Below are 15040 nucleotides of genomic sequence, written 5' to 3' on the forward strand. Positions count from 1 at the left end.
CCGAGGGTCTGGCAGGAATCCCCGGTACGTGGATCCGGAGCTCCCCGCTGTGGGACCGGTCGCCGTGGCTTCCCCCCGATGCGGCGCCGGTTGTGGGACTCCGCCGGGGGAGCGGTCAGTCCCCCCGAGCCGCTCCCCCCTCCAGGCTCCGTACGGACCGGGCACCGGTGGTCACCGGCCCGGGGTGCGGGGCCGTTTTCCGTGCCCGCGCCGGCCTCGTGCGCGGCGGCGGGACGAACGCCGGCGGGGCAAATGCCGAGGGCCCGTCCGGATCGGACGGGCCCTCGGGCTTTCGAGCGGTAGCGGTGGGATTCGAACCCACGGTGGAGTTGCCCCCACACACGCTTTCGAGGCGTGCTCCTTTGGCCGCTCGGACACGCTACCGAGAGGAACTCTACCGGAGGGGTGGCGCAGTCACGAAATCCGTATCGCCGGGGCGGTCGGCGGGCCCTCAGCGGTGGGTGTCGAAGAAGGCGCGCAGCTGCTCGCCGCACTCCTCGGCGAGGACGCCCCAGATCACCTCGGGACGGTGGTTGAGCCGGCGGTCGCGCATCACGTCGAAGAGCGAGCCGGCCGCGCCGGCCTTCTCGTCGAGGGCGCCGTAGACCACCCGGTCGATCCGGGACAGCACGATGGCGCCGGCGCACATGGTGCACGGCTCCAGCGTGACGACCAGCGTGCAGCCGCTCAGCCGCCACTCCCCGACCTTCCGGGCCGCCTGCCGGATCGCGACCACCTCGGCGTGCGCGGTCGGGTCGCCGACCGCCTCACGCTCGTTGTGGCCGCGTCCGATCACCTCGCCGTCCGGGTCCAGGACGAGCGCCCCGACCGGTACGTCCCCGGTGGCCGGCGCCAGCGCGGCCTCGGCCATGGCGAGGCGCATCGGCGCCGCCCAGCGGTCGCGGACCGGGTCGGGGCGGACGGGGGCGGGCAGCGAGGGGACGTGCGGGACGGTCAGCGAGGTGGATGCGGGCTGCATGGCATCCAGTGTCGGGCATCCGGTGGTGGACACCGGTACGGCCGACGGCGCTACCGGACGGCCTCCAGGACCTCGCCGCAGCCCAGGGCCTCGGCGATCTCCTCCAGGGCGTCGCCCGGCACCGCGCCCTCGCCGCTGAGTGCGAGCAGCTCGTCGGAGGCGAGGCCGAACTCGGTGAGGATGTGGGTGTCGCCGAGCGGGCCGACCGGGACGCCGCCGCGGGCGTCGGCCTCCTCCTCGTCCTGCTCCTCCGCCTCCTCGGCCTCGTCCAGCAGGTGGTCCAGGTCGCCGAACTCGCTCTCGCCGGCCTGGTCGACCAACTCGTCGGTGAGGACGGAGCCGTAGGAGCTGCGGGCGGCGGCGGCGCCGTCCGACACGAAGATCCGCGGGTCCTCCTCCCCGTCCACGCGGACGATGGCGAACCAGGCGTCCTCCTGTTCGATGAAGATCAGGACGCTGTCGTCGTCCTGGGCGGAGTCGCGGGCCAGATCGGCCAGATCGGCCAGGGTTTCGACGTCGTCGAGCTCCGTCTCGCTCACACCCCACCCGTCCTCGGTGCGAGCAAGCACTGCAGCGAAGTACGCCACCAGGGACACTCCCAAGATCATCGGTCTCGGCTGTCGGCGCGCACGGGCAACGCGGAAATCTGGCCGCCCCCGCGCCAGAGGCGGTCCGCTTGTTCGGACCGTCCCATCGGAATCGTGACAGAAAGGCCGCCTTCGCGGGGGGTGTTCGGCAGCGCGTCTTTGCAGGTCGTGTCGGAAGGACCGGGTGGCGGACGGCAAAGCCGTGCCGGACGGTCCGAAGCCGGTCGAAATTTGCTCCGAACGCCCGCCGGGGCCGCCCCGGGCCCGTTCCGGGTCTGCCCGGGGGCCGCGCCGGATGCGTGCCTCGATCGCGTCAGGGTGGTGCGGGCCGCTTCCGGGCCGTGTCAGATCCGGAAGGTTCGCATCCGCATCGCCTCGCGCATCCGTCGCTCCTTGGTCCGCCGGGGCTGGACCCGCTCCCGCAGCTCGCGGGCCTCGGTGAGCTCGCGCAGGAAGACGGCCCGCCGCTTGCGGCGCTCCGCCTCGGTCTCCGGGTGGTCGTACGGCGGGCCCGGGCTGTGGCCCGCCCCGTCGACGGGCTCGTCCATCGAGCCGTCCCCGGCGTTCGGGTTGCTCGTCATAAGAGGTGACATTCCCAGAACGGTCCGGTTGATACCACAGGAGACACTTCCGTCCGGACATCCGCGAAGGGTCGCGGCGTGTCACGGGAACGTCACCCGGACCGGCGCCCGGTGGGGCACGGCGAGTCGTACACCCGTCCAGGACCGGGCTAACCTCGGTACATGCGTCTCCACGTCGTCGACCACCCCCTGGTCGCCCACAAGCTCTCCACCCTGCGCGACGAGCGCACCGACTCGCCGACCTTCCGTCGCCTGACCGACGAGCTGGTGACCCTCCTCGCCTACGAGGCCACCCGGGACGTCCGCACCGACGAGGTGGAGATCACCACGCCCGTGGCGGTCACGCTGGGTACCCGGCTCAGCTACCCGCGCCCGCTGGTGGTCCCGATCCTGCGGGCCGGCCTCGGCATGCTGGACGGGATGACCCGACTGCTGCCGACCGCCGAGGTGGGCTTCCTCGGCATGGTCCGCAACGAGGAGACCCTGGAGGCCTCCACCTACGCCACCCGGATGCCGGATGACCTCTCCGGCCGCCAGGTCTACGTGCTCGACCCGATGCTGGCCACCGGCGGCACCCTGGTCGCCGCGATCAAGATGCTGATCGAGCGCGGTGCCACCGACGTCACCGCCGTGGTGCTGCTGGCCGCCCCCGAGGGCGTCGAGGTGATGCAGCGGGAGCTGGCGGACCTGCCGGTCACCGTGGTCACCGCCGCCCTGGACGAGCGGCTCAACGAGAACGGCTACATCGTCCCCGGCCTCGGCGACGCGGGCGACCGGCTGTACGGCACGGCCGGCTGAGCCTCCCCACCCGAACCACCGAACCACCGAAACACCGAGAGCCCCCCGGCAGACGCAGTGCCGGGGGGCTCTCGGTGTTTCGGTGTCCCTCAGCAGCTGCCGGTGGTGGTCGGGGCGGGGGAGGGCTTGGTGGCCAGCGCGAGGGCGGCGGCCGCCTGGGTCTCGTCCAGCAGGGCGTTGTAGCTGTCGCCGATCACGAAGTCCACGCTGCCGTCGGTGCGGGCGTCGGCGGTGACGGCGGCGCCGGCGATCTGCGAGCCGACCAGGGTGCCCGCGCCGGCGCCGGCCGGACCGGCGATCACCTGGGCGGTGCCGGGCACCTTCTTGTCCAGCTCGGCCGGAGCGTTGCCGACCTTGCCGATGACGAAGCCGCGCTTCTTGAGCTCCTCGGCCGTCCGGCCGGCCAGACCGGCCTTGCTGGTGGCGTTGTAGACGTTCACGGTGACCGCGGCGGGCTGCGGGACCGCGTGCGGGTCGCCCTGTGCGGCGGCGGGCGACCCGGAGTCGCCCGGGGCCCCCGGCGACGGGGCGGCCAGCGGCTTGCCGGACTGGGTCGCGCAGGCCTGCGCCGAGGCGTTCTTGTTCCTGCCGCTGAAGATGTCGTACAACTGCAGGCCGCCGAGCGCGATCAGGGCCAGCGCGAGCAGGCCGGCGAGCACGCCGATCACCTTGCGGCTCTTCTTCGGAGGCCGCCCCAACCGCGGGTAGGTATTGCCGGTGACCCGGTACTGCTTCCCCTTGAGGCCTTGGGGAGTCAACATGCTCACGGTTTGTCTCCCCCTCGTGCCAGGGCGGGGTCGGGATGACGGATCGGCCGGATGGGGACTTCCCCCGGTGCGGGCGGAATCCCCTGGTCGTGGCCGTAGTCAGCAGCGTAGTGCCGTACGCCGTCGAAGGTACTAAACGATCATCATCTGGCGTACCCCCGGTACCCGAAAGGGGGTACCGGGGGTACGGGTGGACCGCCCTCCGCCGGATGGCGAGGGGCGGTCCGGAAAGCCCGTGGCGGTCCGACGGTCCCTGTGGCGGGGGTCCGTCACTCCATTTCGAGGACGCGGGCGTGCAGCACCTGGCGCTGCTGCAACGCGGCCCGGACGGCCCGGTGCAGGCCGTCCTCCAGGTAGAGGTCGCCGCGCCACTTCACCACGTGGGCGAAGAGGTCCCCGTAGAACGTCGAGTCCTCGGCCAGAAGGGTTTCGAGGTCGAGTTGTCCCTTGGTGGTCACCAGCTGGTCGAGTCGCACCGGGCGCGGGGCGACGTCAGCCCACTGGCGGGTGCTCGTCCGGCCGTGATCCGGGTACGGCCGCCCATTGCCGATGCGCTTGAAGATCACACGGAAAGCCTACCGTTTGGGCGGCGGATGGCGCAGCAGCCGCGGCCCCGCCACGCGCGCCGGAGTGAACTGCGGGTGGACGAATGCGGCTGTTTGATGGGAAATGTCGCGAACATCGCCCCGGTGCCGATCGGGTTTCGTGCCGATGCGGAAGCGTTCCGAAGCGTTCCGATCCGCTCAGGAGTGTGTACCGCTGTCCTCCGGCCTCACCCCACCGGCCGTCCGGGAGATCGCCGAGGGGCGCCTGCGCCGGTCCCGCCCTCGACCTCGGTGCGGTGTTGCCGGACGGCACCGCGCACCGGACGCCCGGGTGTGCATCCGGCTGGGCGTGCCCGACCGGCACGGGCCGGTCGCCGGGGCCACCGGCACCGGCAGGACCAGGACGGGCGGCAGCTCGGGCCGAGGAGATCCGACGCCGCCTGTTCGGGACGTCCGGGCGGCGGCGCTGGCCGGTCAGCCGGAGAGCGCGGCGCCGATCCGGTCCAGGGAGGACAGCCGCATCAGGCCGTAGTGGTAGAACTCCACCTCGGGGACGCCGAGTTCGCGAAGAGTGGTGATCTTGGCGGCGAGGTTCTCCGGGCCGTCGCAGTCGGAGGACATCGGGCGCAGGATCACCGCCATGGACTGCGGACGGACGCCGTGCAGGGCGAAGGCGGCGATCTTCTCCCGGACCGCCTCCGGGGTCTTCGCGTAGCCGAGGGTCTCGATCTGGTCGGCGGTCCTGGCGAGGGCGGGCAGGTCGATGCCGGAGAGCCAGCCCGTGCCCGGGCCGCCGTCGTCCATGAAGCTCACCCGCATGCCGTGCCGGCGGGCCTGCTCGGAGAGCTCGGCGGCCAGCGAGGTGACGGTGGCGGCGGAGGCGTCCACGTAGGCGGCGAAGGCGCCGTCGGCGAGGGCGCTCAGGTCGGCGGGCTCGGCGGCGGACTCGTCGGCCAGCCGGCGGCGCAGCTCGGTGCGGACCGCCTCGGCCACCTCCTCGGCCGGGACGCCGGTGCCGGTGGCGGCGGCGCGGCAGTGCGGGCAGAAGCAGACCCCGAGCAGGGCCTCGGCGGTCGGGCCCAGCTCCTCGAAGTAGCGCTCGTGGTGGTAGCCGTGGCGCAGCCCGTGGAAGTGCAGGGACTCGGCGCGGATCGCGTCCACGCCGTACCGGGCCAGTTCGGCGACCAGGGTCAGGGCGTACTCCCGGACCTCCGGGTTCGCCGGGCAGAGCTCGGTGAGGTGGCGGTCGCCGAAGGCATTGGCCGGGGAGCAGTCGGGGTGGGCGAAGCCGAGCCGGTCGTTGTGGCAGAAGACCGTCCAGGCGTGCAGCTTCAGGCCGCGGCGGCGGGCCTCCTCGGCGGCCTCGGCGAAGGGGTCGCGGTCGCCGATCGCGGTGGACGGCAGGGGGGCCAGCCGGCGGCCCTGCCAGGCGGCCGGGTCGGGGCGGAAGTACGCCGCGCCCGGCTCCAGGTAGCGGACCACCCGGCGGGGGTTGTGCGGGAAGACGTCGCGGGCCTCGTGGTAGACCGAGGCGAGGGTGACGCCGCCGACCCCGGCGCGGTCGGTGAGGTTGCCGAAGAAGGTGTCGGCGCCCTCGTCGAGCAGGTCGGTGGCGAAGGCGAGGACGGACGACTCCACGGTGCGGCTCCGGAGCTGGGGGAGGGGGAGCGGCCCACGCTAGCCGCAGGGCCGGGATTGGTCTATACCTGATGTCCCGGGCGGCCCGTCGGCCTCACAGGCCGAGCTCGTCCAGCTGCTTGAGCAGGGCGGAGCCGGGGCTGTTCGGGGCGCTCGCCTGCTGCGGGGGCTGCTGCGCGGCCGGCCGGTTGCGCAGCAGGACGGCGGCGGCCAGCCCGCCGATCAGCCCGCCGAGGTGGCCCAGCCAGCTGACGCCCGGGGTGAGCGGCAGCACCCCGATCAGGATGGTCGAGTAGACCACCGCGACGGCGAGGCCGACCACCGCGTCCAGCACGTTGCGGTCCAGGACCCCGCGCAGCACCACGTAGCCCAGGTAGCCGTAGACCATGCCGCTCGCACCGGCCGTCACGGTGTTCGGGCTCTCCAGCAGCCAGACCAGCAGCCCGCCGGACACCAGGATCACCAGGCTGGCCAGCAGGAACTTCTTCATGCCTCGGTAGGCGGACAGGAAGCCGAGCACGAACAGCGGCCAGGAGTTGGCCTCGATGTGGCTCCAACTGAAGTGCAGGAACGGCATGGTGAACATCTCGGGCAGGTCGTCGACCTGCTCCGAGCGCAGGCCGAACTCCCGCGACAGCCCGTAGTCGTCCAGCCAGTTGACCACCTGTACGGACCAGATGACGGCCTGGATGCCGAGCATGGTGAACAGTGCGCGGCGTGAGTCGGCGAACAGTTGGGCGAATTTGGCGGCCATGCCTCGACTGTAGGGCCTGCCACTGTCCGGCGGGATCGGACGTGCACCCCACTACAGTGACTCGTGTCATTCCGACCATGAGAGGGCAACCCCATGAGTGAGCGCGCGCCGCTGCCGTACGAGTTCCTGCCGCAGGTGCCGTCCTTCCCGCTGAGCAGCCAGGACATCACCGAAGGCGGCACGCTGGGCCGGGAGTTCATCCACGCCGGCGGCAACCTCTCGCCGCAGCTGGCCTGGTCGGGCCTGCCGGAGGGCACCCGGAGCATCGCGGTCACCTGCTACGACCCGGACGCGCCGACCGGCTCCGGCTGGTGGCACTGGCTCGCCCTCAACCTGCCCGCCGACACCACCGGACTGCCGCGCGGCGCCGGCTCCTCGGACGGCAGCCTGCCCGGCGAGGCCTCCTTCCACGGCCGCAACGACTTCCCGGGCAACCAGTACGACGGTGCCGCCCCGCCGCCCGGCGCCCCGCACCGCTACGTCTTCGCGGTGCACGCGCTGGACGTGGAGAAGCTGGACGTCGCCGCCGACACCCCGCCGGCCCAGGTGGGCTTCAACCTCGTCTTCCACAGCCTGGGCCGGGCGCTGCTGACCGCCGAGTACGGCGTCTGAGCAGTGTCGGTATCCGATCGTCCGGTCGAGGTCTGGCGGCTGCCCGAGGAGGAGTGGAAGGCCGGCCGCCGGGCCCTGACCTGGACGGTGGGGCCGGACGGGGAACTGGCCGTCCTGGTGGTGCCGGAGCAGTCCGTGGCACCGGCCGGTTCGTGGCCGTACGCCCGGCTGCCGTTCGACGGCGAGGTGGTGGTGCACGGCCCGCAGGGCGAGTGGCGGATGCCGCTCACCGGGGCCGGGGTCTCACCGGACCTCCTGGCGCTGCTGCCGGGCGGGCGGGTGCTGCTGGCCGGGCGCCGGGCCGACGAGCAGGCGGACGGCTGGGAGCGCAACGGCCAGGTGTTCGGGCCGGACGGCCGGCTGACCAGGGAGCTGCAACTCGGCGACGACGTCGTGGCATTGACCACCGACCGGGACGGCCGGATCTGGCTGGTCTTCGGGGACGAGGGCAACTACGGCGACAACCCGCTCGGCCGGTGCGGCCTGGTCGGGCTGGACACCGCCGGGCGGATCGTCTGGCGGCCGGACTTCAAGGACCTGGGCGACCACCCGCTGGAGGGCCTCGCCGCCGCCACCGAGGGACGGCGGGCCTGGCTGGCCTGGTACGGCGACAGCAGCCACCTCACCGGGATCGACCCCGCCGAGGCCAGGCCGGTCGTCATGCGGCTGCCGGCCCGGCAGCCGGTGGGCTTCGCGATCGCCGGGGACCGGGCCGTGTTCCTCCAGCCCGGCGGCGAGCTGATCCGGTGCGAACGGGAGAGCCGGAAGGGCTGGCGGGAGGTGCGCCGCGAGCGGGTGGGCGTCCTCGGGGACCTCGACCGGGAGCGCGCGTACGGCCGGGACGGCGTGCTGTGGTTCCGGTCCGGCAACGGCTGGTTCCGGGTGGAGGTCTAACCCTCCTGGCCCGCCGCGTGGTGGGCGCGGGCGGCGAGCCTGCGCAGGTGCTCGCGCAGTGCCGGCGGCTCGTGCACCTCGAAGGCGCAGTCCAGCGACAGCAGCCGCATCGCCGTCCACTCCAGGGAGTCGGAGCGGGAGCGCAGGAGGCAGCTGTGCTCGTCGATCGGCGTGACCTCGGAGTCGCCCGGCCTGAGGCCGTGGCGGACCCGCTCGGCCGGGGCGTGCACGGTGGCGACCACGGTGCCGCTCGGTGACGGGCGGCGCAGCTTGCCCGCCACGTACGCGGCGGCGTCCTCGGCGGGGAGCGGGCGCGGGGTGAAGCGGACGCCGGTGGCGGTCGGGCCGCTCAGCCGGTCGACCCGGAAGAGCCGCCAGTCCGCGCGGTCCAGGTCGTAGCCGACCAGGTACCAGCGGCGGCCGACCGAGACCAGCCGCTCGGGCTCGACCTGCCGCCTGCTCTCGGCGCCGTCGTACGCCCGGTAGCCGAAGCGCAGCCGTTCCCGGGCGGTGACGGCGCGGGCGAGCACGGTGAGATCCTCCGGGTCGACGGTCGGGCCGTCCCCGGTGAGCAGCGGCACGGTCGCGGAGTTGAGCGTCCCGACCCGCTGCCGCAGCCGGCCCGGCAGCACCTGGAGCAGCTTGCCGAGCGCCCGTACCGAGGCCTCCTCGATGCCGACCACGGCGTGCCCGGCCGCCGCGCGGAGCCCGACCGCGATGGCCACCGCCTCCTCGTCGTCCAGCAGCAGCGGGGGCATCGCCGTGCCCGCGACCAGCCGGTAGCCGCCGACCGCGCCCATGCTGGCCTGCACCGGGTATCCCAGCTCGCGCAGCCGGTCGATGTCGCGCCGGATGGTGCGGGGGCTGACGCCGAGCCGCTCGGCGAGCTCGCTGCCGGGCCACTCGCGCGGCGTCTGGAGCAGGGACAGGAGGCTCAGCAGCCGGGCCGGGGTGTCGCTCATGCCACCCAGCATGCCGGAACAACTGGGACAGGTCCTGACCTACATGGCCGTTACTGTCGTGGGCGTGGAGAAGAGCGTCGTGGACGTGGAGAAGAAAGAGGAGTACGGAATGAGCACCCCGGCAGCGGACCGGCGGAGGTGGATCGCGCTGACGATCGTGATGGTCGCCTCCTTCATGGACCTGGTGGACGTCACCATCGTCAACATCGCCATCCCGAGCATCCAGCAGGACACCGGTGCCTCGTTCAGCGCCATCCAGTGGGTCACCGGCGGCTACGCGCTGGCCTTCGCGATCGGGCTGATCACCGGCGGCCGGCTGGGCGACATCCACGGCCGCAAGCGGGTGTTCCTGATCGGGATCGGCGGCTTCACGCTGGCCTCGGCGCTGTGCGGGCTGGCCTCCGGCCCGGAGATGCTGGTCGCGACCCGGCTGCTCCAGGGCGGGACGGCGGCGCTGATGGTGCCGCAGGTGCTGTCGATCATCCACGCGACCTTCCCGGCGGAGGAGCGCGGCAAGGTGTTCGGCCTGTTCGGCGCGGTGGTCGGGCTGGGCGCGGTCTCCGGTCCGATGATCGGTGCGCTGCTCACCGAGTGGGACCTGTTCGGTCTGGCCTGGCGCCCGATCTTCCTGATCAACCTGCCGGTCGGCATCGCCGGGCTGTTGCTCGGCCGCCGGTTCATCGACGAGTCGAAGGCCGACCAGGCGCTGAAGCTGGACCTGGTGGGCGTGGCGCTGGCCAGCCTCGGCCTGCTGATGCTGATCTACCCGCTGACGCACGGCCGGGAGGCCGGCTGGCCGCTGTGGGGCTACCTGTCGATGGCCGGGAGCCTGCCGGTGTTCGCGCTGTTCGTGGCGTACGAGAAGGTCAAGACACGGCGGGACGGCTCGCCGCTGGTGGAGCTGGCGCTGTTCCGGGTGAAGTCCTTCGCGGCCGGGATCTGCGTGCAGCTGGCCTTCGGCGTGGCGCTCGGCATCTACTTCCTGGTCTGGACCCTCTACATGCAGGTGGGGCTGGGCTGGAGCCCGCTCAAGGCCGGTGCGACCGGCATCCCGTTCTCCATCGCGGTCTCCACGGCGGCCGGGCTGTCGGTGCAGAAGCTGGTGCCGCGGTTCGGGCGGAAGGTGCTCCAGAGCGGCGCGCTGGTGATGGCGGCGGGCGTGCTCGTCTACATCTGGGAGGCGGACCGGTACGGGACGGCGATCACGGCCTGGCAGATGGCGCTGCCGCTGGTGGTGATGGGCCTCGGGATGGGGCTGATCGTCGCGCCGATCACCGACGCGGTGCTGTCGGAGGTGCCGCGTGAGCACGCCGGTTCGGCGTCCGGGCTGATCAACACCGTGCAGCAGGTGGGCAACGCGCTCGGGCTCGGCCTGGTGTCGGTGGCCTTCTTCGGGGCGATGGACGACGTGGTCGCGCCGGAGGCGGTCGGAGCGGCCTTCGGCGGGGCCTTCGTGCACGCGATGTGGTGGGTCGCGGGGGTGCTGCTCGCGGTGTTCCTGCTGATGTTCGCGCTGCCGCGCAAGCGGGGTGCGGCGGTTGAGGACGCCGCACCGGAGCGGGAGTCCGAGGCTGTCCTGGTCTGACGTCCTTGCTGTGGTCGAGGGCCTTGGTCGCGCTGAGCGGCCGGGGCCCTCGGTGCGTGGGCGGTACGCCTACGCGGGGGTGCCGACCCGCTGGTAGCTGCTGCCGTCCTTCGGGCGGGCCAGGTGCCCGGCCTCGACCAGGTAGCGGCGCAGGGCCGGGACGTCGTCGTGCACGGTGCGCAGGGCGTCGTTGACCTCGGCCTCGGTGTAGCTGCGGCCCGGCTCGAACAGGGTCTCTGCGAGGTGGGCCAGCAGCTGCTCCCGGCGGGCCGCCTTGCGGGGGACGGCGATCAGGCGGCCGTCGGGGGCGAAGAGGGCGGACACGCTGCGGGCGGCGGGGGTGGTTGCGGTCATGCCGGAAGCGTCACCCGGTGGGGTGGGGCGGGGCAATCGGTTTTCGCGGCTGTGGTCCGCCCGTAGCCTCAGCGGGCGCCGCTGGTGGCGGCGGTGGCTGTCCGGGAGGTGGTGCGGGGCTTGGCGGCGGCCTTCGCCTCCTTCGCGGCGCGCTTCATCTCCTGCTTGAACTCCCGTACCAGGTCCAGGGATTCGGGGCCGGTGATGTCGGCGACCGAGCGGTGCGTGCCCTCCTCGCCGTACACCCCGGCCGCCTCGCGCCAGCCCTCGGGCCGCACCCCGTACTGCTTGCCGAGCAGGGCCAGGAAGATCTGCGACTTCTGCTTGCCGAAGCCGGGCAGGGCGTTGAGCCGGCTGAGCAGTTCCTTGCCGGTGCGGACGTTCTTCCACAGCGCGGCGGCGTCGCCGTCGTACTGCGCGACGAGGAACTGGCAGAGCTGCTGAACCCGTTTGGCCATCGCGGCCGGGTAGCGGTGGACCGCGGGCTTCGCGGAGAGGAGCGCGACGAACTCCTCCGGGTTGTAGGTGGCGATCTCGTGGGCGTCCAGATCGTCGCGGCCGAGGCGCTGGGCGATGGTCAGCGGGCCGGTGAACGCCCACTCCATCGGGACCTGCTGGTCCAGCAGCATGCCGACGAGCGCGGCGAGCGCACTCCGTCCGAGCAGTTCGTCGGCCTCGGGCTGCTGTGCTAGCCGAACGGTGGCGTCCATGGACTTGCCCTCCTCGGAGTTGACGTCGGGTCGGCGCCCAGTCTGGTGGAAGCGGCGTTGGCGCAGGCGGTCAACACGCCCGTAGCCGGGGAAGTCTTGTCTGTTCAACGCCTTGTCAGAGCTGCATTGTTCGTTGGCGGAGTGGGTTGGCGGAGGCTGCGGCGGGTCGTCGCGGACAATTTTTTGCCCGCGCCTGTCACATCCGCCGGGTGCCCCGGGTCAGGGGAGTGTCGAACCGAACAGCCATCGAATGGGGAGCACTCCAATGTCCGTCGCCCACACCGTCGTCACCGTCCTCGGCGCCCTCATGGTCGGCTTCTCGGCCTACTCCGTCTTCGCCGGCGCCGAGTACGTCGTGAAGCCCCTCGCCGACTACGGCGTTCCGCGCGCCTGGTGGACCTGGCTCGGCGTCGCCAAGGCGGCCGGCGCCCTCGGCCTGCTGGCCGGCCTCGTCGTCCCGGCCGTCGGCTACGCGGCCGCGGTCGGCGTGGTCCTCTACTTCCTCGGCGCCGTCATCACCGTCGTCCGCGCCCGCGCCTACGCCCACGTCCCCTTCCCCCTCGTCTACCTGGCCCCCGCCGCTGCCTCCCTCGCCCTCGGCCTCGCGTCCTGAGGCCGGGCCCCGGCCTCCGCGGCCTTCGAATCCCCGGTGCGCGTGGGGGCGGACGTGGGGGCGTGCGGGGCGCGGGAGAGCGCTCGGCCGGGTGGGTGATATCGCGTGAAGGCGGCGAGTCATTTCATATGACTGTTTCTGTTGTGCCGGTGCAGCGAACTGACGGCGGGTCATTCTTGGTCCAATCGACGCGTCCAGAAAGGCTCGCCCGCCGTGACCCAGCCGTTCGAACTGCCGTCCTTCTACGTGCCGCACCCGGCGCGGCTCAACCCCCATCTGGACGAGGCGCGAGCCCATTCCACCGCCTGGGCCCGGGAGATGGGGATGCTGGAGGGTTCCGGAATCTGGGATCAGGCCGACCTGGAGGCCCACGACTACGGCCTGCTCTGCGCGTACACCCATCCCGACGCATCCGCCGAGGCACTGTCACTGGTCACCGACTGGTACGTGTGGGTCTTCTTCTTCGACGACCACTTCCTCGACATGTACAAGCGCACCAACGACCGCGAGGCGGGCAAGGCCCACCTCGACCGGCTGCCGCTGTTCATGCCGGCCGACCCGGCCGCCGAGCTGCCCGAGCCGGAGAACCCGGTCGAGGCGGGCCTGGCCGACCTGTGGCGGCGCACCGTGCCGGCGATGGGCGAGGACTGGCGGGTCCGCTTCGCCGAGAGCACCCGGAACCTGCTCAACGAGTCGCTCTGGGAGCTCGCGAACATCAACGAGGGCCGGGTGGCCAACCCGGTCGAGTACATCGAGATGCGCCGCAAGGTCGGCGGCGCGCCCTGGTCCGCGCAGTTGGTCGAGTACGCCGCCGGTGCCGAGGTGCCCAAGGAGGTGTCGGGTTCGCGGGCGCTGCGGGTGCTGATGGACGCCTTCTCCGACGGGGTGCACCTGCGCAACGACATCTTCTCGTACCAGCGGGAAGTGGAGGACGAGGGCGAGCTGAGCAACGGGATCCTGGTGCTGGAGCGGTTCCTGGAGTGCTCCACCCAGGAGGCCGCCGAGGCGGTCAACGACCTGCTCACCTCGCGGCTCCAGCAGTTCGAGAACACCGTGTTCACCGAACTGCCGGTGCTGTTCGCGGAGACCGGGCTCGACCCGGCGGGCCGCGCCCGGGTGATGGCGTACGTCAAGGGCCTCCAGGACTGGCAGTCCGGCGGGCACGAGTGGCACCTGCGCTCCAGCCGGTACATGAACGGCGGTGGGGCGGCGGCGGGTTCGGGCGGAGCGGTGGTACCCGGCTCGGGCGGCGCTCCGGCGGGGCTGCCGGGCGGGTCCGGGGGCGGTAACTGGTGGGACCAGTACGCGATCGGCGGCATCGGCACCTCGGCGCTGGACATCCTGCGCAGCACGGCCGCGGGGGCCCCGGCGGCCTCGGCGGAGAAGGGCGTGGCGTCGGCGGCCGGGGGCGCTGCGGGCCCGGCGGGGCGGAGGGCGCGGTCGTACAGCCACGTGCCGTACCAGGCCGTCGGGCCCTCCCTGCTGCCCGAGTTCAAGCTGCCGTACGAGCTCCGGCTGAGCCCCCACCTGGACGGCGCCCGGGAGCGCGTGATCGAGTGGGCGGAGCGGATGGGACTGCTGGCGGTGGAACCGGGCGTTCCCGCGTCCGGCATCTGGGACGCCGAGTCGACGCGCGACTACGACCTCCCGCTCTGCGCGGCCGGCATCCACCCGGACGCCACGGCCGACCGACTCGACATCGCGTCGGCGTGGCTGCTCTGGGGCACCTGGGCCGACGACTACTACCCCCGGGCCTTCGGGCACACCCGTGACCTGGGCGGCGCCAAGGCCGCCAACGCACGGCTGTCGCTGTTCATGCCGGTGGACGGCACCCCCGCACCGGAACCCGTCAACGCGCTGGAGCGCGGCCTCGCCGACATCTGGGAGCGCACCGCCGGCCCGATGGCCGTCGAGGCCCGGGCCCGGTTCCGGGTGGCGGTCGAGGCGATGCTGGACAGCTGGATCTGGGAGCTGGCCAACCAGATCCAGAACCGGATTCCGGACCCGGTGGACTACCTGGAGATGCGCCGCTCCACCTTCGGCTCCGAGCTCACCACGAGCCTCTCCCGACTCGGCCACGGGGACACCGTGCCGCAGGAGGTGTACGACCACGGCTCGATGCGCGCGCTGGAGAACTCCGCGATGGACTACGCGTGCATGATGAACGACCTCTTCTCGTACCAGAAGGAGGTCGAGTACGAGGGCGAGCTGCACAACGCCGTCCTGGTGGTGCAGAACTTCTTCAACTGCGACTACGAGTCGGCGGTCCGGATCGTCGACGACCTGATGCACTCGCGGCTGGGCCAGTTCCGGCACGTCGCACAGAAGGAACTCCCGGTCATGTACGAGGACTTCGGGCTGGAACAGGAGGCCAGGGAGCTGCTCGACGGGTACGTGGGAGAACTGGAGAACTGGCTCGCGGGCATCCTGAGCTGGCACGAGGGCTGTCTTCGGTACGGGACGGCCGACCTGGAACGGCACTTCGGCGCGGGACGGGACCTGGCGGTGGCCTCGCAGGCCCGGCGGACGGCCGCCGCGGCCGCCGACGAGGCTCCGACGGCTCCCACCGTGCCGGTCGTCCCGACGGTGCCGGTGCCCGCGGTGCCGCCGTTGCCCGTCCCCGGCCCCGAGCGGGCCCCGGAGCCCTCGGCGGCCGTCCTG

The 15040-nt window shown here is 72.5% G+C and carries 16 protein-coding genes and 1 tRNA gene; 6 read left to right on the forward strand and 11 right to left on the reverse strand.

Annotated features, from left to right (window positions below):
- Positions 1-297: 297 nt before the first annotated feature.
- The 4 genes from KS423_RS08715 to KS423_RS08730 form a co-directional block, all read right to left on the reverse strand.
- Positions 298-384 (reverse strand) — tRNA-Ser (locus tag KS423_RS08715).
- Between the two features lie 67 nt (positions 385-451).
- The gene (tadA, locus tag KS423_RS08720) at positions 452-979 is read right to left on the reverse strand and encodes a tRNA adenosine(34) deaminase TadA (RefSeq protein ID WP_224276856.1); all 528 of its coding nucleotides are present in this window, start codon (positions 977-979) and stop codon (positions 452-454) included.
- A 50-nt stretch (positions 980-1029) separates the two neighbouring features.
- Positions 1030-1587 carry a tRNA adenosine deaminase-associated protein gene (locus KS423_RS08725; RefSeq protein WP_224276858.1) on the reverse strand — a complete coding sequence of 186 codons (558 nt, stop codon included), beginning with the start codon at positions 1585-1587 and terminating at the stop codon, positions 1030-1032.
- 323 nt (positions 1588-1910) lie between these two features.
- The gene (locus KS423_RS08730; protein ID WP_224276889.1) at positions 1911-2114 is read right to left on the reverse strand and encodes a hypothetical protein; all 204 of its coding nucleotides are present in this window, start codon (positions 2112-2114) and stop codon (positions 1911-1913) included.
- Between the two features lie 195 nt (positions 2115-2309).
- On the opposite strand from KS423_RS08730, the gene upp reads away from it, so the two are divergent.
- A complete protein-coding gene (upp, locus tag KS423_RS08735; protein WP_224276860.1) occupies positions 2310-2945 on the forward strand; it encodes a uracil phosphoribosyltransferase in 636 nt (211 codons plus the stop codon).
- An 89-nt stretch (positions 2946-3034) separates the two neighbouring features.
- Here upp and KS423_RS08740 read toward each other — a convergent pair whose 3' ends face one another.
- The 4 genes from KS423_RS08740 to KS423_RS08760 form a co-directional block, all read right to left on the reverse strand.
- Positions 3035-3706, reverse strand: coding sequence for a LytR C-terminal domain-containing protein (locus tag KS423_RS08740; protein WP_224276891.1), 672 nt, complete (start codon positions 3704-3706; stop codon positions 3035-3037).
- Between the two features lie 275 nt (positions 3707-3981).
- Positions 3982-4278, reverse strand: coding sequence for a type II toxin-antitoxin system VapB family antitoxin (locus KS423_RS08745; protein ID WP_063348635.1), 297 nt, complete (start codon positions 4276-4278; stop codon positions 3982-3984).
- Positions 4279-4731: 453 nt separating this feature from the next.
- Entirely contained in the window at positions 4732-5895 is a 1164-nt protein-coding gene (locus KS423_RS08755) for a hypothetical protein (RefSeq protein ID WP_224276862.1), read from the reverse strand.
- Between the two features lie 94 nt (positions 5896-5989).
- Positions 5990-6649: a rhomboid family intramembrane serine protease gene (locus KS423_RS08760; RefSeq protein WP_224276871.1), complete on the reverse strand. Its 660-nt coding sequence runs from the start codon at positions 6647-6649 to the stop codon at positions 5990-5992.
- 93 nt (positions 6650-6742) lie between these two features.
- On the opposite strand from KS423_RS08760, the gene KS423_RS08765 reads away from it, so the two are divergent.
- Positions 6743-7261, forward strand: a complete 519-nt coding sequence (locus tag KS423_RS08765) for a YbhB/YbcL family Raf kinase inhibitor-like protein (protein ID WP_224276872.1) — start codon at positions 6743-6745, stop codon at positions 7259-7261.
- A 3-nt stretch (positions 7262-7264) separates the two neighbouring features.
- Positions 7265-8155, forward strand: a complete 891-nt coding sequence (locus tag KS423_RS08770; RefSeq protein WP_224276874.1) for a hypothetical protein — start codon at positions 7265-7267, stop codon at positions 8153-8155.
- Here the strand turns inward: KS423_RS08770 and KS423_RS08775 are convergent.
- A complete protein-coding gene (locus KS423_RS08775) occupies positions 8152-9117 on the reverse strand; it encodes a YafY family protein (RefSeq protein ID WP_224276877.1) in 966 nt (321 codons plus the stop codon). The two genes, KS423_RS08770 and KS423_RS08775, sit on opposite strands and share 4 nt — an antisense overlap.
- 109 nt (positions 9118-9226) lie before the next feature.
- Between KS423_RS08775 and KS423_RS08780 the strand changes: the two genes are divergently transcribed.
- The gene (locus KS423_RS08780; protein ID WP_224276893.1) at positions 9227-10702 is read left to right on the forward strand and encodes an MFS transporter; all 1476 of its coding nucleotides are present in this window, start codon (positions 9227-9229) and stop codon (positions 10700-10702) included.
- A 69-nt stretch (positions 10703-10771) separates the two neighbouring features.
- On the opposite strand, the gene KS423_RS08785 is transcribed toward KS423_RS08780, so the two are convergent.
- Positions 10772-11056: a DUF2087 domain-containing protein gene (locus KS423_RS08785; protein ID WP_224276879.1), complete on the reverse strand. Its 285-nt coding sequence runs from the start codon at positions 11054-11056 to the stop codon at positions 10772-10774.
- Positions 11057-11124: 68 nt separating this feature from the next.
- On the reverse strand, positions 11125-11766 hold the full coding sequence (locus tag KS423_RS08790; RefSeq protein ID WP_224276881.1) for an HhH-GPD-type base excision DNA repair protein: 642 nt from the start codon (positions 11764-11766) through the stop codon (positions 11125-11127).
- A gap of 265 nt (positions 11767-12031) precedes the next feature.
- Between KS423_RS08790 and KS423_RS08795 the strand changes: the two genes are divergently transcribed.
- Entirely contained in the window at positions 12032-12379 is a 348-nt protein-coding gene (locus tag KS423_RS08795; protein ID WP_224276883.1) for a DoxX family protein, read from the forward strand.
- Between the two features lie 213 nt (positions 12380-12592).
- Positions 12593-15040: terpene synthase family protein (locus KS423_RS08800; RefSeq protein WP_224276885.1), on the forward strand; the 2448-nt coding region annotated here is incomplete at its 3' end.

It is taken from the genome of Streptomyces sp. LS1784 (assembly GCF_020103755.1).
Lineage (GTDB): Bacteria > Actinomycetota > Actinomycetes > Streptomycetales > Streptomycetaceae > Kitasatospora.